Source organism: Ectothiorhodospira shaposhnikovii (assembly GCF_022227765.1).
Classification (GTDB): Bacteria; Pseudomonadota; Gammaproteobacteria; order Ectothiorhodospirales; family Ectothiorhodospiraceae; genus Ectothiorhodospira.
This window is the reverse complement of record NZ_JAJMLZ010000006.1, coordinates 131403-149167: the sequence shown is the minus strand read 5'-3', so window position 1 is coordinate 149167 and position 17765 is coordinate 131403. Positions and strand designations below refer to the sequence as shown.

Below are 17765 nucleotides of genomic sequence, written 5' to 3'. Positions count from 1 at the left end.
CACATCAGTTTCCGGTAAGGTTGACCAGCACCCGGCCGATCAGTTCCTCCAGCACCAGGGCCGACTGGGTGAACAGGATCACGTCGCCGTCCCGCAGCACCTCATCCTCGCCGCCGGGCTCCAGGGCGATATACTGCTCTCCCAGCAGTCCGGCGGTATAGATGCTGGCCTGGGTATCCGTGGGCAACTGGTCATAGCGGGCGGAGATGGTGAAGCTGACCCGGGCCTGAAAGCGCTCGGCGTCATAGGTGATGGCGCTCACCCGACCGACCCGTACCCCGGCCATGGTCACCGGGGCCCGCACCTTCAGGCCGCCGATGTTGTTGAAATAGGCATGCACCTCATAGCCGTCGCCGCCCCGGTACTCGCCCAGGTTGCTCACCTGCACGGCGAGCATGAACAGGGCCGCCAGGCCCAGGGCCACGAAGATGCCCACGGTGATCTCGATCCTGCGCGTCGTCATCTTGCCGTCCCGTTATCAGATATCACCGAACATGAGTCCGGTCAGAATGAAGTCCAGGGCCAGAATGGCCAGTGCCGTGTGCACCACGGTGCGCGTGGTGGCCCGGCTCACCCCTTCCGAGGTGGGCGTGGCATCGTAACCTTCAAATACGGCGATCCAGGCAGCCACCACGCCAAAGACCATGCTCTTGATCACGCCGTTCATGACGTCTTCGTGGAAATCCACGCTGGCCTGCATCTGCGACCAGTAGGCGCCGGCATCCACCCCGAGCACCCCCACACCGATGAAATAGCCGCCGGCCACGCCGACGGCACTGAAGATCGCCGCCAGCAACGGCAGGGAGATCACGCCGGCCAGAAAACGCGGCGCAATCACCCGCTTGTACGGGTCCACCGCCATCATTTCCATGCTGGAGAGCTGTTCCGTCGCCTTCATCAGGCCGATCTCCGCCGTCAGCGCGGAACCGGCCCGACCGGCAAACAGCAGCGCGGTCACCACCGGCCCCAGTTCACGGACCAGGGACAGGGCGACGACGGTACCCAGGGCCTCGGCGGCACCGAAGTCCACCAGGGTGATGTAACCCTGATACCCCAGCACCATGCCCACGAACAGGCCGGACACGGCAATGATCAGCAGGGACAACACCCCCACCGAATAGATTTCCCGCAGCAGCAACCCCGGACGACGCACCAGCGTCCCCATGGCCAGCAGGGTGCGCAGCAGGAACAGGTGGCCCCGCCCCAGGCGTTCCAGCACGCCCAGTGCCGAGCGCCCCAGCCGTTGGAAAGGTCCCATCACCGTGTATCGCCTCCCATGAGGTCATCCAGATAATCCGGCGCCGGATAATGGAAGGGAACCGGACCATCCGGCAAGCCTTCCAGAAACTGACGGGACCAGTCCGAGGCCTCCCGGCGCAACTGCTCCGGCGGACCGGCATCCACCACCCTGCCCTCGGAAATGAGGTAGACCCAGTCGGCGATGGAGCCGGCCTCGGCCACATCGTGAGACACGACGATACTGGTCATGCCCAGGGCATCGTTGAGGCGACGGATGAGGGACACGATGACGCCCATGGTGATGGGGTCCAGGCCGGTAAAGGGTTCGTCATACATCATCAGCAGCGGGTCCAGGGCGATGGCGCGGGCCAGGGCCACCCGCCGGGCCATGCCGCCGGAGAGCTCACTGGGCATGAGGGACACCGCGCCGCGCAGGCCCACCGCCTCCAGCTTCATGAGCACCAGGTTGCGCACCAGCGGCTCCGGCAGGCGGGTGTTCTCGCGAATGGGAAAGGCCACGTTGTCAAAGACGTTCAGATCCGTGAGCAGTGCCCCGCTCTGAAACAGCATGCCCATGCGACGGCGCAGGCGATACAGCTCCCGGCGAGAAAGACGATGTACGTCCCGCCCCTCCACCAGCACCTGGCCGTGATCGGGGCGCAGCTGCCCCCCGATCAGCCGCAGCAACGTGGTCTTGCCGGTGCCGCTGGGGCCCATGATGGCCGTCACCTGCCCCTGGGGAATGGTGATGTTCAGGCCGTCGAAGATCTTGCGATCACCGCGGGCAAAATGCAGATCACGGATCTCGATCCAGGGCGTCTTGTCGGGAGAGGCGTCGATGGTCCGGGTCCTGGGTTTGAATGGGGGGCGGGTGGTCAGGCACCGTGAATGTTCCCGGGCCGTCCGGGTCCTGTCAAGCCACTCCCAGCAGCGCGGCAATGGTCATGGCCTGATCCACCGTACCGGGTCCGGCATCCATGAACAGCAGCCCCGCCCCGGCCGGGCTGCCGTGGATGAAACACTCCAACTGCCCACGCAAGGCCCGCAGGTCCGGCGGGCCATCCAGTGTCAGCAGGCCCACGCCACCACAGGCGCCCGGGGCATCCATGCCGGTCCAGAGTCGCGCCGAACCGGACTCGGCACGGGATGCAAACCAGGGCCGGCCCGTGCCGGGCGGAGGAAGGGCCGCCCCGGCCGCCATCACATAGCCGGCCAGATGATCACCCAGGACCGCCTCGGCTCTGGCGGGCACGACCGCATCGTCCTCCGGTGACAGCTCCAGATAGAACCGGAACCCCCGGGACACCTCGTCCCGCCAGACACGCATGCCGGCCTCACCGGCGGCCAGGCGCCGCTCCCTGGGCACCAGCACGGCACGAAATTCATTGGCGTAATACGACAAACGCCAGGACGCCGGCAGATCATCCGGGTAGAATTGCGCCAGCCAAGCCGGGTGTTCCCAGTCACGAACCCCGAAGTCCAGGGTAAAATCCGCCCGATCAGCCATGGCGCCCCGTCCCCCACAGCCCTATCGCAAACACCTGTATGCTCACTTCCATCACCGCCGTCCTGCTGGGTCTGGTCATTCTGGTCTGGAGTGCCGACCGGTTCATCTTCGGTGCCGCCGCCCTGGCGCGCAACCTGGGCATCCCCACCATGATCATCGGCCTGACCATCGTCGGCTTCGGCACCTCGGCGCCGGAGCTGCTGGTTTCCGGCATTGCCGCCTGGCAGGGCAACTCCGGGCTGGCCATCGGCAACGCGGTGGGTTCCAACATCGCCAATATCGGCCTGATCCTGGGCATGACGGCCCTGCTCGCCCCTCTGGCCATCACCTCCGCCACCCTGCGCAAGGAAATGCCCTTGGTCCTTGGGGTCAGCGTGCTGGCCTACCTGCTGGTACTCAACGGCACCCTGGGCAGGATGGACGGCCTGATCCTGCTGGGCGGCCTGATCCTGGTCATGGCCTGGATGGTGCGGGACGGCCTCAAGGGACGCAACAACGGCCCCGACCCGATCCAGGGCGAGTTCGAGGCGGAGATTCCGCGGGCGGTCTCCACCGGCAGGGCCGTTCTCTGGCTGCTGATCGGCCTGGTGCTGCTGCTGATCAGCGCCCGGGCCCTGGTCTGGGGAGCGGTGAACATCGCCACCGCCCTGGGCGTGAGCGACCTGGTGATCGGGCTGACCATCGTCGCCATCGGCACCAGCCTGCCGGAACTGGCGGCGGCCCTGATGAGTGCCCGCCGCAACGAACCCGATCTGGTGCTGGGCAACATCCTGGGCTCCAACCTGTTCAATCTGCTGGGCGTGCTGGCCATCCCGGGTCTGCTCCGCCCCGCCGGCGTACCGGCCGATGCCCTGTGGCGGGATTTTCCGGTCATGGTGGGCCTGACCCTGCTGATCATCGTCATGGCCTTCAGTTTCCGGGGGCGTCCAAGGCGCATCAACCGGATGGAGGGCGGAGTGCTGCTGGCGCTCTTCATCGGCTACATGACCTGGGTGTATCTGAGCCTGAGTCCGGCCGGGGGAGCGGCGTAAGCGATGAAGACAGAAAATAATCTTGCTCAACCCACCTGAAGCATTGGTAGCATGACGGCATCATGAAACTCAATCCGGAAAAGACCCGCGAACTTGCCCTGGCGGTACTGGACACGGAGGCCGAGGGCATCCGCGGCCTGATGGCCCGCATCGACGCCCGGTTCATCCGCGCCTGCGAACACCTGCTCGCCTGCACCGGTCGAGTGGTGGTCACGGGCATGGGCAAGTCCGGCCATGTCGGCAACAAGATCGCCGCCACCCTGGCCAGCACCGGCACCCCCTCCTTCTTCGTCCACCCGGGTGAAGCCAGCCATGGAGACCTGGGCATGATCACGCCGGGTGACACGGTCATCGCCCTGTCCAACTCCGGCGAGACCGATGAACTGCTCACCATCCTGCCCCTGATCCGTCGCCTGGGCGTGCCGATGATCGCCCTCACCGGCAATCCCCGCTCGACCCTGGCGCGGGAGGCCACCGTGAACCTGGACGTGAGCGTGGCCCGGGAGGCCTGCCCCCTGGGCCTGGCCCCCACGGCCAGCACCACGGCCGCCCTGGCCATGGGCGATGCCCTGGCCGTGGCCCTGCTGGAAGCCCGCGGCTTCACCGCCGACGACTTCGCCCGCTCCCACCCGGGCGGGCGCCTGGGCCGCCGGCTGCTCCTGCACGTGGCGGACATCATGCATACCGGCGAACGCATCCCCGTGGTGCGGGCCGATGCGCCCCTGGGTGATGCCCTGCTGGAAATCAGCCGCCAGGGCCTGGGCATGACGGCGGTAGTGGATGAACAGCGACGACTCATCGGTGTCTTCACCGACGGCGACCTGCGCCGCACACTCGACCGGGGCGTGGACGTGCATGCCACCACCATCGGTGAAGTGATGACCCGTCAGTTCAAGACCGCCGCCCCCACCATGCTGGCCGCCGAGGCCCTGAAGATCATGGAGGATCACAAGATCAGCGCCCTGCCGGTGCTCGACGAGGGTCAACGCCTGGTGGGCGCCCTCAACATGCACGACCTGCTGCGCGCCGGCGTGGTCTGACCGTTCCTGCCCGACGCGTGGTATCGTTGCCCCATGAACGAAACGCTCACTGAACGCGCACGACGGGTGCGCTTCGTCATCTTTGATGTGGATGGCGTACTCACCGACGGCAGCCTGTTCCTGGACGATGACGGACGCCAGTACAAGGCCTTCAACAGCAAGGATGGTCAGGGCATGCGCATGCTCGCGGACAGCGGTGTCCAGGTGGGCATCCTGACCGGCCGCCGCTCGGGCGTGGTGGAACACCGGATGCGGGATCTGGGCATCCGGCTCGTGGTCCAGGGCCGACGCGACAAACTCGAAGCACTCGGCGGCCTGCTCGCGGATGCCGGTGTCGGCGCCGATGAAACCGCCTACGTGGGTGATGACGTGGTGGATCTCCCGGTCATGCGCCGGGTCGCCCTGGCCGTTGCGGTGGCTGACGCCCATGCCCTGGTAAGGGAACATGCCCACTACGTCACCCGACAACCAGGAGGGCGCGGTGCCGCCCGGGAGGTCTGTGAATTCATCATGGAGGCCCAGGGCACCCTGCAGGCCGCCATGGCAGCCTATCTGAGATGAAACTGCCCTCACTGTTCCTGATCCTGCTGCTGACTCTGGTCGCGGCCGTCGGCTTCTGGCTGGCCCGGGACGCCGATGAACGCCGCCGGGTACTGGAAGAAGCGGCGACCGAAGGGACCGATTTCTTTCTGGAACAGTATGCGGCCATCCATATGGACTCCCTGGGTGAACCCCGTTACCAGCTCCGCGGCCAGCGCATGGAGCAGCGCCAGGCAGACGGGTCCCGCTGGCTTGAGACCCCGGTACTGATCTTGCGGTACAGCCCCGGTGCCACCTGGACCCTGCGCGCCGAACAGGGCTGGATCTCTCCCGCCGGCGATGAAGTCAAATTGCTGGGCGAGGTGCACATCCACCGCGCTGCCGAGGGCGAGCGGGGCCCGATCACCATCACCACCCGGGACACCACCCTCTGGCCGGGTCCCCGTCAGGCCGTCACCGACGCCCCGGCACGTCTGCAGACAACCTATCAGGAGGCCGAGGGTCTGGGGCTGTTCCTGGACCTGCGGCATGAAGTTCTGGAACTCAAACGTGAAGCACGGGGTGTCTATGTTCCCCATTAGGGCTGTTCCCAGTCAGTCATTTCCGCACCAGCGGGAATCCAGGTCCAACGGAATGCGGCCGGCCTCCCCCGGGTCGTCATTCCCGCGCCAGCGGGAATCCAGTCACGGAGTGAAAAGCATGGGCTCCCGCCTGCGCGGGAGAGACGGCGAGGGAGCGATTCAATGCTCACCCTGGCGGCGGCTTGGAACGTGGTTCATGATCCCTGCCCTGGCCATCCTGCTGCCGGCCGGACCACTCCAGGCGCAGGTGGACCGGACATTGCCCATCCGCATCGAGGCGGACTCGGCCACCCTGGACGACAACCGGGGCATCAGCACCTACCGGGGCAGCGTACGCATCACCCAGGGCGCCACGGAAATCAGCGGCGATACGGTCACCGTCCATACCCCGGGCCGGGTGCTGGAACGCATGACCGCAGAAGGTCAACCGGCCACCCTGCGCACTCAGGACCCGCAGGGGCGGGAAGTCCGGGCCGAAGCCGCGCGGATGGAGTTCCTCCCCAACGAGCAACGCATGGAACTGAGCGGCAATGCCCGCGTGCGACAGGGCACGGACGAGTTCCGGGGCAGCCGCATCACCTATGACCTGCGCACGGCCACGCTGGAGGCCCGCACCGGGGACACCGGCCGCGTCGAGGCCATCTTCACGCCCAGGGAACAGCCCCCCGCCCCTGTCGAGGGGACGCCATGAGTCGTCTGCAGACCCACGACCTGGTCAAGCAGTACCGCGCCCGCAAGCCGGTGGACGGTGTATCACTGCAGGTGAACAGCGGTGAGGTCGTGGGCCTGCTGGGTCCCAACGGCGCCGGCAAGACCACCTGTTTTTACATGATCGTCGGCCTCATCCCCTGCGACGGTGGGCGCATCGAACTGGACGGCAGGGACATCACCCCCCTGCCCATGCATGCCCGCGCCCAGTTGGGCATCGGCTATCTGCCCCAGGAGGCCTCGGTCTTTCGCAAGTTGTCGGTGGAAGACAACCTGCTTGCCGTGCTGGAAACACGCCGCGACCTCAGCCGCGGCCAGCGCCATGAGCACATGGAATCCCTGCTGGAAGAGTTTCAGATCATGCATATCCGCGAGAGCCTGGGCATCAGCCTCTCGGGGGGTGAGCGGCGGCGGGTGGAAATCGCCCGCGCCCTGGCCACCGAACCGGCCTTCATCCTGCTTGATGAGCCCTTTGCCGGGGTAGACCCCATCTCCGTGATCGAAATTCAGCGCATCATCACCCATCTGGTCTCCCGGAATATCGGGGTACTGATCACCGATCACAACGTCCGTGAAACCCTGGGCATCTGCAATCGCGCCTATATCCTGAGCGACGGACACCTGATCAGCGAGGGGCCGCCGGAAGTGGTGCTGGCAGACCCCCAGGTCAGGCGAGTCTACCTGGGCGATAATTTCCGACTATGAAAGTAAAGTTTTTGAGCCAACGCATGGTTTCCCCACACTGGGTCACATTTTTCGTGCCAGGACGTATAATCCGGATGACAGACCCGGCACGTGGCGGCAAGGCACCGTCGATACTGCCCGGACCCTTCAACTCCTGCCTGACGATTCCGGTGGCACGCCACATCCTATGCTGAAACCTTCTGTCCAGCTCCGTCTCGGCCAGAGCCTTACCATGACACCGCAGCTGCAGCAGGCCATCCGGCTGCTGCAGCTGTCCACATTGGAGCTTCAGGCCCAGATCCAGGAAACGCTGGAGACCAACCCGATGCTGGAAGCCCTGGAAGGCGCGGATGCCGACCTGGATACCGGCATGGATGAAAACACCCAACATGAAGGCATGACCTCCGGCGCCGACAACGCCGACAAGGATGCGGGGAGCCGAGAATTCGACGAGCCCGCCGAACGGGACAACACCAGCGAACCCTCGGAAACCATTCCCGAGGAGCTGCCCGTGGACAGCAACTGGGAAGACCTCTACGACATGCCGACCGCCGGCGGCGGCCAGATGGACAACGACGGTCGCGACCTGTTCGAGAACCAGAGTGCACCCGGCGAAGACCTGCGTGACCACCTTCTCTGGCAGATTCACCTGTCGCCCCTGAGCGAGCGGGACCAGGTCATCGCCATGACCATCATCGATGCCATCAACGATGACGGCTATCTGGCCGAACCCATCGAGCAGATCCACGCCGGCCTGGCCCAGGACCAGGAGATGGAACTGGAGCTGGACGAGGTGGAAGCCGTGCTGCGCATGGTCCAGCACCTGGATCCCGTGGGCGTGGGTGCACGGGATCTTGCCGAGTGCCTGCTGCTGCAACTGGAGCAGTTCGCGCCGGAGACGCCCTGGCTGGCCGAGGCCAGGACCCTGGTGCGTGATCACCTGGAAGCCCTGGGCACCCGCGACTTCAAGGGTGTCCAGCGCCGACTGGGTCTGGCCGACGGCGAATTGCAGGTGGTGATCACCCTGATCCAGAGCCTGAACCCACGCCCGGGCACCCTGATCAGCTCCAGCGCACCGGAATACATCATTCCCGACGTCTTCGTGCGCAAGCGCGAGGGATGCTGGCAGGTGGAACTGAATCCGGAAGTCGCGCCCCGGTTGCGGGTCAACCCACTTTATGCCAGCTTTGTGCGTCGGGCCGATTCCAGCCAGGACAATGTCTATCTGCGCAACAGCCTGCAGGAGGCCCGCTGGTTCATCAAAAGCCTGCAAAGCCGCAACGAGACCCTGCTGCGTGTAGGCACCGCCATCGTGGAACATCAACGCGCCTTTCTGGAACACGGCGACGAGGCCATGAAACCCCTGGTGCTGCGGGATATCGCCGAGCAACTGGAGATGCACGAATCCACCATCTCCCGCGTCACCACCCAGAAGTACATGCACACCCCAAGAGGGATTTACGAATTCAAGTATTTCTTCTCCAGCCATGTGGGGACGTCCGACGGCGGTGAGTGCTCCGCCACGGCCATCCGTGCCATGATTCGCAAACTGATTGCCGAAGAACCCCAGGGCAAGCCCCTGAGTGACAGCAAGATTGCCCAGATCCTGGTGGATCGGGGCATCCAGGTAGCGAGGCGCACCGTTGCCAAGTATCGCGAGGCCATGGCGATCCCGCCATCCAACGAACGCAAGCGCCTCGTCTGAATCCATAACCAGGCCTCAGCTTCACTTTCACATTCCAAACCAAGGAGTCATCTCATGCAGATCAACCTCACCGGTCACCACGTGGACCTGACCGACGCCCTGCGCGACTATGTCAATGACAAGTTCCAGCGCCTGGAGCGCCATTTCGACAACGTCATCGACGTGCACGTGGTCCTGACCGTGGAGAAACTGCAGCAGAAGGCGGAAGCCAACATGCTGGTCAGCGGCAACACCATTTTTGCCGACGCCACCCATGCCGACATGTATGCAGCCATTGATGCCCTGGTCGACAAGCTGGACCGTCAGGTGGTCAAGCACAAGGAGAAGCTCAAGGACCATCACCGCGCCGAAGGCTCCCACCGCAACCACGTCGGGTGAGATATCCATGAACATCGGTGATCTTCTCGCTCCGGAGCGCGTCTGCTGTCTGCCGGACGTCAGCAGCAAGAAACGCGCTCTGGAGATGCTGGGTGAAATGCTTTCGAGCCACCTGCCCAGGCTGACCCAGGGAGAGATCTTCGACAGCCTGCTGGCCCGGGAACGCCTGGGCAGCACCGGCCTGGGGCATGGCGTCGCCATCCCCCACGGCCGGCTGGCCGGAGCCGACGAGGCCTGTGCCGCCCTGCTCAAGCTGGGCAAGGGCGTGGACTACGACGCCCCGGACAGCGAACCGGTGGACATCCTGTTTGCCCTGGTGGTGCCGACCGAATGTACCGACGAACACCTGCAGATCCTCGCATTGCTCGCGCGCATGTTCTCCGATCCGGAGACCCTGGCCCGACTGCGTAGCGCCAAAGGACCGGAAGATCTGCTGGACCTGGTACACCACTGGGATACCGAAAGCCCAGACTCACCGTGACCACGCCCCCCCTTACCGTCCATCACGTCGTCGAGGCCATGGGAGAACGCCTGGCCCTGCGCTGGGTGGCCGGTCATCAGGGCAGGGAACGCCGGATCGCTCACCAGGCCACGCCTCACGGCAGTACCTCACTGGTCGGACACCTGAACATCATCCATCCCAACCAGATCCAGGTGCTGGGTCCGGACGAGATGCGCTATCTGTGGAACCTGCGCAAGAACTCCCAGCGGGACATCCTGGAACAGCTGGTGAACGGCACGGCGGCCCTCCTGATCGTCACCGACGGTCTGGCGGTTCAGCCGGAACTGTGCGCCTTGGCGGACAGGCAGTCCGTCCCCCTGCTCTCCACCACCCTGCACAGCCACGAAATCATCAATATCCTGCGCTATTTCTTCAGCGACAAGCTGGCGGAGACCATCACCCTGCACGGTGTCTTCATGGAAGTGCTGGGCATCGGGGTGCTGCTGACGGGGGAAAGCGCCATCGGCAAGAGCGAGCTGGCCCTGGAACTCATCAGTCGCGGACACCGTCTGATTGCTGACGATGCACCCGAATTTGCCCGCATTGCCCCGGACATCCTGCGGGGCACCTGCCCGCCGGTGCTGGAAAACTTCCTGGAGGTCAGAGGACTGGGTGTCCTGAACATTCGTGCCATGTACGGTGACAGCGCCATCAAGAGCAGCAAGTATCTGCGCCTGATCATCGACCTGAAAGACCAGGTCGACGTGACGTCCGCCGACATCGACCGCCTTCATGGGGGACGCTGCAACCGGGTGGTACTGGGGCTTCAGGTCCCCGTCATCACCCTGCCCGTGGCCTCCGGTCGCAACCTGGCGGTCATGGTAGAGGCGGCGGTGCGCAACCACCTGCTGCGTCTACGCGGCTATGTTGCCGCCGATGACCTGGCCGCCCGCCAGCGGCGTCAGATGCAGAGCGACTCATGAAACTCGTCATCGTCAGCGGACTCTCCGGGTCGGGCAAGACCGTGGCCCTGCATGCCCTGGAGGATGCCGGCTACTACTGCATCGACAATCTTCATCTGGAACTGCTGCCGGCGGTGGTCGGCCAGCTTCGACAAGCCCCCCAGGCCGGTTACAGCGAGGCAGCCGTGGGCATCGATGCCCGCAGCGGCATCGAATCACTCGATCAGTTCGGTCGCATCGTCAACGAGATCCGTGCCATGGGTGTCGAACTGCAGATCATTTTCCTCTACGCGGAATTGGAAACCCTGCTGCGCCGTTTCAGCGAAACCCGCCGCCGTCACCCTCTGGCCCGTCGGGGCATCCCCCTGATGGAGGCCATCAACCTGGAACGGGACCTGCTGGGCGTCATTGCCGACCATGCCGATCTGGCCATCGACACCACCCGCACCAATGTCCACCAGCTCAGCCAGTCCATTCGGGAGCGGGTCCGTCAGGCCAGCCTGCGAGGGCTGTCGCTGCTGATCCAGTCCTTCGGCTTCAAGTACGGTTCACCGGTAGACTCGGATTTCGTGTTCGATGTACGCTGTCTGCCTAATCCCCACTGGCAACCGGGTTTAGCCGCCTTGACCGGCAAGGATCCGGCGGTGATCCGTTTTCTGGAGAACGAATCCATGGTGGAAGCGATGTTCAACTCGTTGCGTGACTTCCTCACCACCTGGATACCCCGGTTTGAAAGCGACAATCGCAGTTATCTGACCGTTTCCATCGGCTGTACCGGGGGGCGTCATCGCTCGGTCTATCTGACCGAACGACTCTCCCGCCATTTTCGTGAGCTCAGAGGCGACGGTGTAAGCACCCGTCACCGCGAACTTTCCTGAACCAGTATCGGTATGCATCCATGTCCGTCGGACTTCTCATCATCACTCACAATCACATTGGCGAGGACCTGCTGAGCACAGCCCGATCCATGATGGGCTCCATCCCCCTGGAGACTCGCTGCCTGGCGGTATCCCAGTCCGGTGATCCGGACATCTTGCTGGACCGCGCAATTGACCTTTACCAACGTCTGAATCAGGGGGACGGCGTGCTGGTCCTGACCGACATGTACGGCTCCACCCCCAGCAACATCGCCAACCGACTGCTGCAACAACCCAAGGTACAGGTCATCGCCGGCATCAACCTGCCCATGCTGGTCCGGGTGCTCAACTACCCGAATCTGCGCCTGCATGAATTGGTCAACAAGGCCATCAGCGGAGGCCATGACGGTATCCTGCTCTGCGAGACCCACAGTTAAATGCCCAGCCGAGAACTCACCATCATCAACCGTCTGGGCATGCATGCCCGCGCCGCGGCCAAATTCGTCAACCTGGCCAGCAGTTTCGATGCCAGCCTGGAAGTGGAAAAGGGACACAGGCGCGTCAACGGCAAGAGCATCATGGGCATCATGATGCTGGCGGCCGGCAAGGGCAGCACCGTTCGCCTGGTTGCGGAAGGCGACGACGCCGAAGCTGCCCTGAAGGCCCTGGAAGGCCTGATCAATGACAAGTTCGGTGAGCCGGAGTAGTCGGAGAGGGAACCTAAAGCCCCAGGGGCAGCAACTCCAGTGACACCGCATCCGCGGGCGGCATGCCCGCCATCACCACCCGGTTGCGGCCGTCGCTCTTGGCCCGCAACAAGGCCTCATCCGCTTCCCGCAACAGGGCCTGTGCCGCGACGGACGGATCCTGGCCGGCCAGACGCTGCGGTGTCCAGTGCGCGACACCGATGGAGACCGTCACCGACAAGCGGTGATCATCCACCTGCACAGCCCCGCCGGAGACCACCTGCCTGACCCGTTCCGCGACCGCGCGCACCTCCTGGCGATCCAGCCCCGGCAGAAGCATCACGAACTCCTCGCCGCCGTAGCGCGCCAGCAGATCGGAACCACGCAGATGCCGCCCCAACCGCTGCGCCACCGACGAGATGACCTGATCCCCGACGCCGTGACCATAGCGGTCATTGACAGCCTTGAAATGGTCGATATCCACGAACAGACAGGCCAGGCTCTGTCGCTCCCGCACCACCCGGATCATTTCCTCCTGCAGGCGCAGGTCGAAGAAACGGCGATTGCGCACCCCGGTCAGGGCATCGGTAACCCCCAGTTCCCGTAGCCGCCAGGCGGCCAAGGCATTCTCGATGCAGATGGCGATCACCGCCGCCAGACGTCTGAGCAGATAGGTATCCATTCCCTCGCCATAGCGACCGCTGCAGCGACTGCCCAGGGACAGCGCCCCCAGACGGCGTCCCGCACGCTCCACCGGCACCAGTGCCACGCTGCACAGCTCACCACGGTCGGCGAAGCGCAAGGACTCGGGACAGGCGGCATAATCCCCCAGATAAAGACCCGCCAGGGTTTGCAATGGATCGGCGGAGGACAACAGTCTCAAGGACCATTGTTCGCGGGAGCAGGGAGCCGCTTCCAGTATTCCACTGATGAGGCCATCCGGATCGTGGAGCACCAGACCCACGTGATCCAGCGCGTAATCACGGGGAAAGTCCTCCAGCAACAGGGACAGGATACCCACCAGATCATCGGTGGCCAGCAGGCGCATTTCCAGATCGGTCATCCGGTCCAGCTTGCGCTCGTTGTCACGGGCCGCCTCGATGAGCGTGGCAAGGCGCTCCTTCAGCCAAAGGTTCTCCTGCTCCAGTTTTGTCTGTTCCGCCATGCGTTGCCGTTCCCCTGTCGAGCCTGACTCCAGCCTATCCCATCCATCCTTTACGGATCATGACCTGCATGCACCGAGGGAACAACCTGATTTTGATCAGTCCGAACATACCGCCTGCCGTTTCCCCGGTCCCGGAGACTGGCAAGGTGGCGACCATTGGACTACACACAAGAAAGACATACCCGCCAGGCGACTGGATACCGGCGGCAAGTGATTCATCCAGGATGGTTTTCCGTGGCGATCCCACACCCACCACCGGGAGCACTTCACAGATGCAGATCGACCGGGCTGACCATGACGACCCGACCCTGCAGACCCAGACCTCGCTGGCCGCGGATCTGCTGGACGGGCTCATTGCCTATCGCCAGGAACTGGGCAGGTTGGGAGCAGACCTTGAAGAGATGCTGAGGGCGGCCGGCATCAGGCCGTCGTCGCCCTGGCGCAAGGCCAGGGCCTATCGATACCAGCCGCCCCCGCGCTAGACGGACACCGGAAACTCAGACCTCCCGATAGACCCGGGCACCGCTCTTGACGAACTCCCGGGCCTTCTCCCGCATTCCCTGGTCCAGTCCTTCTTCCGCCGACACCCCCTGCCGGGCGGCGTATTCACGCACATCCTGGGTGATCTTCATGGAACAGAAGTGGGGGCCGCACATGGAACAGAAATGGGCCACCTTGTGGGCCTCCTTGGGCAGGGTCTCGTCGTGGAAATCCCGCGCCCGCTCCGGGTCCAGGGACAGGTTGAACTGATCCTCCCAACGGAACTCGAACCGGGCCTTGGACAGGGCATTGTCGCGCACCTGGGCACCGGGGAAGCCCTTGGCCAGGTCCGCCGCGTGGGCGGCGATACGATAGGTGATGATGCCGTCGCGCACATCCGCCTTGTTGGGCAGCCCCAGATGCTCCTTGGGGGTCACGTAGCAGAGCATGGCGGTGCCGTACCAACCGATGTTGGCCGCCCCGATGCCGGAGGTGATGTGGTCATAGGCGGGCGCGATGTCCGTCACCAACGGCCCCAGGGTATAGAAGGGGGCCTCGAAACAGTCCACCAGTTCCTTGTCCACGTTCTCCTTCACCTTGTGCAGGGGCACATGGCCGGGGCCTTCGATCATCACCTGTACGTCGTGCTCCCAGGCCACCTTGGTCAGCTCGCCCAGGGTCTCCAGTTCGGCGAACTGGGCGGCGTCGTTGGCATCCGCCAGACTGCCGGGACGCAGACCGTCACCCAGGGAGAAGGCCACGTCATAGGCCTGCATGATCTCGCAGATCTCGCGGAAATGGGTGTAGAGGAAGTTTTCCTGGTGATGGGCCAGACACCACTTGGCCATGATGGAACCGCCCCGGGAGACGATGCCGGTGAGGCGGTCGGCGGTCAGGGGCACATAGCGCAGCAGCACCCCGGCGTGGATGGTGAAGTAGTCCACCCCCTGCTCCGCCTGCTCGATCAGGGTATCCCGGAACAGTTCCCAGGTCAGTGCCTCCGCCTTGCCGTCCACCTTCTCCAGGGCCTGGTAGATGGGTACGGTGCCGATGGGCACCGGGCTGTTGCGCAGCACCCATTCGCGGGTCTCGTGGATGTGCTTGCCGGTGGACAGATCCATCAGGGTATCGCCGCCCCAGCGGCAGGACCACACCAGCTTCTCCACCTCTTCCTCGATGCTGGAGGTCAGGGAGGAATTGCCGATGTTGGTGTTGATCTTCACCCGGAAATTGCGCCCGATGATCATGGGCTCCAGCTCCGGATGGTTGATGTTGGCGGGAATCACCGCCCGGCCGGCGGCCACTTCGTCACGGACGAACTCCGGTGTGATGAGATCCGGGATGTTCGCCCCCAGGGGCTGACCGGGATGCTGGCGCAGCAGGGCGGCGTAACGGGGATCCTCGCGCATCTCCTGCAGGCGGCAGTTTTCCCGAATGGCCACGAACTCCATCTCCGGGGTGATGATGCCCCGGCGGGCGTAGTGCATCTGGGTAATGTTGCGGCCGGGCCGGGCACGCCGGGGGGCGCGGATATGCGCAAAGCGCAAATGGGCCAGCTCGGGGTCCTCGGCACGGGCCTGGCCGTAACGGGAACTGGGGCCGGACAACGCCTCGGTATCCCCCCGCTCCTCGATCCAGGCCCCGCGCACGCTGGGCAGACCCTGCAGCAGATCGATCTTCACCTCCGGATCACTGTAGGGACCGGACGTGTCATAGACGGTGATGGCGGGATTGTCCTCGGAACCCGTCCCCATCCGGGTGGGGGCCAGGGTGATCTCCCGCATGGGCACCCGGATATCGGGGCGGGAGCCGGTCACATGGATCTTGCGGGAACCCGGAAATGGCCGGGTGATCGCTTCGGAGACCTGGGCGGTCTTGCGGACGAAGTCCTGGGGGATGGCACTCATGCTGCTGTCTACCTCGCGTGAAGGCGGGGAAGACGGAAGGCGCGGACGCCCATCCGAAGCTTCCCTCCGCCGGTATGATCCGGTTCAGGTTCCAAGGGTGTTTCTCAGCCCAAGCCCCATCGGCGGGCACCCCTAGCCTCGTGGCCGTCCAAGCTATAGCAGGCAGCCAAGGTTTGCAACCGAAAAGCAGCCCACCGGCAGCTACTCGGACGACGGCTGCCGCAACACGGCCTCCAGCCGTCGGCACACGGTTTCCAGTACCGTCACCCGCCCGAAACGCTTGTCATTGGCGGCCACCAGGGTCCAGGGCGCGAACTCCGTACTGGTGCGGATCACCATTTCGTTCACCGCCGCCTTGTAGGCCTCCCACTGCTGGCGATTGCGCCAGTCTTCATCGGTGATCTTGTGCTGCTTGTAGGCCACTTCCTCCCGTTCCTTGAAACGGGCCAGCTGCTCCTCCTCGCTGACATGCAGCCAGAACTTCACCAACACGATGCCGTGCTCGGTCAACTGCTCCTCGAAGTCATTGATTTCATGATAGGCACGACGCCAGCAATCCTCGGCGGCAAACCCCTCCACCCGTTCCACCAGTACCCGCCCGTACCAGGAACGGTCGAACACCATCATGCGCCCACGGGGCGGCACATGCCGCCAGAAACGCCAGAGATAGTGATGGGCCCTTTCCTCGTCCGTGGGGGCGGCCACCGCCACCACCCGGTACAGCCGGGCGTCGATGCCGGCGGTCAGCCGCCGAATCGCCCCGCCCTTGCCAGCGGCGTCCCAGCCCTCGAACACCAGTACCGTGGCCACGCCCTGATCCTTGGCCCGCCAGGCCAGATCCCGCAAGCGGGCCTGGGCACGGGACAATCGCTCCTTGTAGACCGATTTATCCAGCGTCTGGGTCAGATCGAGATGGTCCAGCACGGTGATGCGGGCACTGTCTTCCGGCGGCAGGCTGGGGGCATGGGAGGCGGTGACGGGCGGGCTCGGCGCGGCCGCCAGTTCCAGCCGCTCGCGGATGGCATCGAGCAGGGTGCGTCCCACCGTCAGATCCCGATAGCGCCGATCCGTGGCCTCGATGAGATACCAGGGGGCCAGACCGCTGTCCGTTTCCCGGATCACCCGCTCACCGGTCTCCACCAGGCGACGATACTGGGTTGCCTGCTCCTTGCCCTTGGGCAGACGATACCAGCGGCTGGCAGGGTCCTTGAGACGCTGTTTCAGGCGGATTTTCTGCTCATCCCGGGTCAGATGGAACCAGAACTTGACGATCAGTGCCCCATCGGCCACCAGCATGTTCTCGAAATCGCGGATGCGGCTCAGGGATTCATGCAACCGTGCCTCGTCCCATTCATCCCGGATATGCCGACGAATGGGTTCCGAATACCAGGCACCGAAGAAGATGCCGATGCTCCCCCGCGCCGGCATCGCCTGCCAGTAGCGCCACAGCCGGGGCCGCGCCTGTTGATCACTGGTGGCCTCCCAGAAGGCGTGGGTCTCCACCCCGCGGGTGTCCAGCCAGGCATTGAGTCGGTTGACCACTTCCCCCCGGCCTACCCCATCCACCCCTTCCACAATCACGATCACGGCGGTATCGGTATCCCTGAGCCGACGCTGGGCCTCCAGCAGTTCCGCGCGCAGCTCGGGCACCGCGGCGCCATAGGCCTCCTTGGACAGACTGCGACCGAGTTCGGCAGCTTCAAACATGATGTCCTCCTGGGGTATCGCCACGGATCATGACCCTGCAGCATGCCACAAACCCGATGCTGCATTGGACCGGCCGTGGCCGGTATCATTGCGCATTGCACAAGAGCATCAAGGACTTGCCGGAACATTAGTGAAGGCTTAATCTT

21 protein-coding genes and 1 riboswitch are annotated in these 17765 nt (G+C 64.4%); of the genes, 14 read left to right on the top strand and 7 right to left on the bottom strand.

Going from position 1 to position 17765, the window contains the following annotated elements; all coding sequences use genetic code 11:
• Positions 1–4 precede the first annotated feature (4 nt).
• From mlaD to LQD11_RS09725, 4 genes are all read right to left on the bottom strand, one after another.
• The gene (mlaD, locus tag LQD11_RS09740) at positions 5–463 is read right to left on the bottom strand and encodes an outer membrane lipid asymmetry maintenance protein MlaD (protein ID WP_238617373.1); all 459 of its coding nucleotides are present in this window, start codon (positions 461–463) and stop codon (positions 5–7) included.
• Between the two features lie 15 nt (positions 464–478).
• Complete coding sequence (gene mlaE, locus LQD11_RS09735; RefSeq protein ID WP_238617484.1) at positions 479–1258, bottom strand: lipid asymmetry maintenance ABC transporter permease subunit MlaE; 780 nt, start codon at positions 1256–1258, stop codon at positions 479–481.
• Positions 1258–2079 (bottom strand): ATP-binding cassette domain-containing protein, encoded by an 822-nt coding sequence (locus tag LQD11_RS09730; protein WP_412852740.1) that lies wholly within the window; start codon positions 2077–2079, stop codon positions 1258–1260. Before LQD11_RS09730 ends, mlaE begins: the two co-directional genes overlap by 1 nt.
• A 73-nt stretch (positions 2080–2152) precedes the next feature.
• Positions 2153–2746, bottom strand: coding sequence for a DUF72 domain-containing protein (locus LQD11_RS09725; protein WP_238617372.1), 594 nt, complete (start codon positions 2744–2746; stop codon positions 2153–2155).
• Positions 2747–2784: 38 nt separating this feature from the next.
• Between LQD11_RS09725 and LQD11_RS09720 the strand changes: the two genes are divergently transcribed.
• From LQD11_RS09720 to LQD11_RS09660, 13 genes are all read left to right on the top strand, one after another.
• A complete protein-coding gene (locus LQD11_RS09720; protein WP_238617371.1) occupies positions 2785–3777 on the top strand; it encodes a calcium/sodium antiporter in 993 nt (330 codons plus the stop codon).
• A 62-nt stretch (positions 3778–3839) separates the two neighbouring features.
• Entirely contained in the window at positions 3840–4817 is a 978-nt protein-coding gene (locus LQD11_RS09715; RefSeq protein WP_238617370.1) for a KpsF/GutQ family sugar-phosphate isomerase, read from the top strand.
• Positions 4818–4850: 33 nt separating this feature from the next.
• Complete coding sequence (locus LQD11_RS09710) at positions 4851–5378, top strand: KdsC family phosphatase (protein ID WP_008930941.1); 528 nt, start codon at positions 4851–4853, stop codon at positions 5376–5378.
• Entirely contained in the window at positions 5375–5938 is a 564-nt protein-coding gene (gene lptC / locus LQD11_RS09705) for an LPS export ABC transporter periplasmic protein LptC (RefSeq protein WP_238617369.1), read from the top strand. The genes LQD11_RS09710 and lptC overlap by 4 nt, the downstream gene beginning before the upstream one ends.
• Positions 5939–6134: 196 nt before the next feature.
• Positions 6135–6629, top strand: a complete 495-nt coding sequence (gene lptA / locus LQD11_RS09700; protein WP_238617368.1) for a lipopolysaccharide transport periplasmic protein LptA — start codon at positions 6135–6137, stop codon at positions 6627–6629.
• On the top strand, positions 6626–7351 hold the full coding sequence (gene lptB / locus LQD11_RS09695; protein ID WP_238617367.1) for an LPS export ABC transporter ATP-binding protein: 726 nt from the start codon (positions 6626–6628) through the stop codon (positions 7349–7351). The genes lptA and lptB overlap by 4 nt, the downstream gene beginning before the upstream one ends.
• Positions 7352–7517: 166 nt before the next feature.
• Positions 7518–9035, top strand: coding sequence for an RNA polymerase factor sigma-54 (locus LQD11_RS09690; RefSeq protein ID WP_238617366.1), 1518 nt, complete (start codon positions 7518–7520; stop codon positions 9033–9035).
• A 54-nt stretch (positions 9036–9089) separates the two neighbouring features.
• Complete coding sequence (gene hpf, locus LQD11_RS09685; protein ID WP_238617365.1) at positions 9090–9413, top strand: ribosome hibernation-promoting factor, HPF/YfiA family; 324 nt, start codon at positions 9090–9092, stop codon at positions 9411–9413.
• A 7-nt stretch (positions 9414–9420) separates the two neighbouring features.
• On the top strand, positions 9421–9894 hold the full coding sequence (locus LQD11_RS09680) for a PTS sugar transporter subunit IIA (RefSeq protein WP_238617364.1): 474 nt from the start codon (positions 9421–9423) through the stop codon (positions 9892–9894).
• Positions 9891–10838, top strand: coding sequence for an HPr(Ser) kinase/phosphatase (hprK, locus tag LQD11_RS09675; RefSeq protein WP_238617363.1), 948 nt, complete (start codon positions 9891–9893; stop codon positions 10836–10838). The genes LQD11_RS09680 and hprK overlap by 4 nt, the downstream gene beginning before the upstream one ends.
• On the top strand, positions 10835–11695 hold the full coding sequence (gene rapZ, locus LQD11_RS09670; RefSeq protein WP_238617362.1) for an RNase adapter RapZ: 861 nt from the start codon (positions 10835–10837) through the stop codon (positions 11693–11695). Before hprK ends, rapZ begins: the two co-directional genes overlap by 4 nt.
• 20 nt (positions 11696–11715) lie before the next feature.
• Positions 11716–12111 carry a PTS sugar transporter subunit IIA gene (locus LQD11_RS09665; RefSeq protein WP_008930932.1) on the top strand — a complete coding sequence of 132 codons (396 nt, stop codon included), beginning with the start codon at positions 11716–11718 and terminating at the stop codon, positions 12109–12111.
• Entirely contained in the window at positions 12112–12381 is a 270-nt protein-coding gene (locus tag LQD11_RS09660) for an HPr family phosphocarrier protein (RefSeq protein ID WP_238617361.1), read from the top strand.
• Positions 12382–12394: 13 nt separating this feature from the next.
• On the opposite strand, the gene LQD11_RS09655 is transcribed toward LQD11_RS09660, so the two are convergent.
• Positions 12395–13525: a GGDEF domain-containing protein gene (locus LQD11_RS09655; RefSeq protein WP_238617360.1), complete on the bottom strand. Its 1131-nt coding sequence runs from the start codon at positions 13523–13525 to the stop codon at positions 12395–12397.
• 272 nt (positions 13526–13797) lie between these two features.
• On the opposite strand from LQD11_RS09655, the gene LQD11_RS09650 reads away from it, so the two are divergent.
• Entirely contained in the window at positions 13798–14007 is a 210-nt protein-coding gene (locus LQD11_RS09650) for a hypothetical protein (RefSeq protein ID WP_238617359.1), read from the top strand.
• Between the two features lie 15 nt (positions 14008–14022).
• On the opposite strand, the gene thiC is transcribed toward LQD11_RS09650, so the two are convergent.
• Both thiC and pap read right to left on the bottom strand, forming a co-directional pair.
• The gene (thiC, locus tag LQD11_RS09645) at positions 14023–15912 is read right to left on the bottom strand and encodes a phosphomethylpyrimidine synthase ThiC (protein WP_238617358.1); all 1890 of its coding nucleotides are present in this window, start codon (positions 15910–15912) and stop codon (positions 14023–14025) included.
• A gap of 44 nt (positions 15913–15956) precedes the next feature.
• Positions 15957–16056, bottom strand: a riboswitch (TPP riboswitch).
• A gap of 57 nt (positions 16057–16113) precedes the next feature.
• Complete coding sequence (gene pap / locus LQD11_RS09640; protein WP_238617357.1) at positions 16114–17619, bottom strand: polyphosphate:AMP phosphotransferase; 1506 nt, start codon at positions 17617–17619, stop codon at positions 16114–16116.
• Positions 17620–17765: the final 146 nt, after the last annotated feature.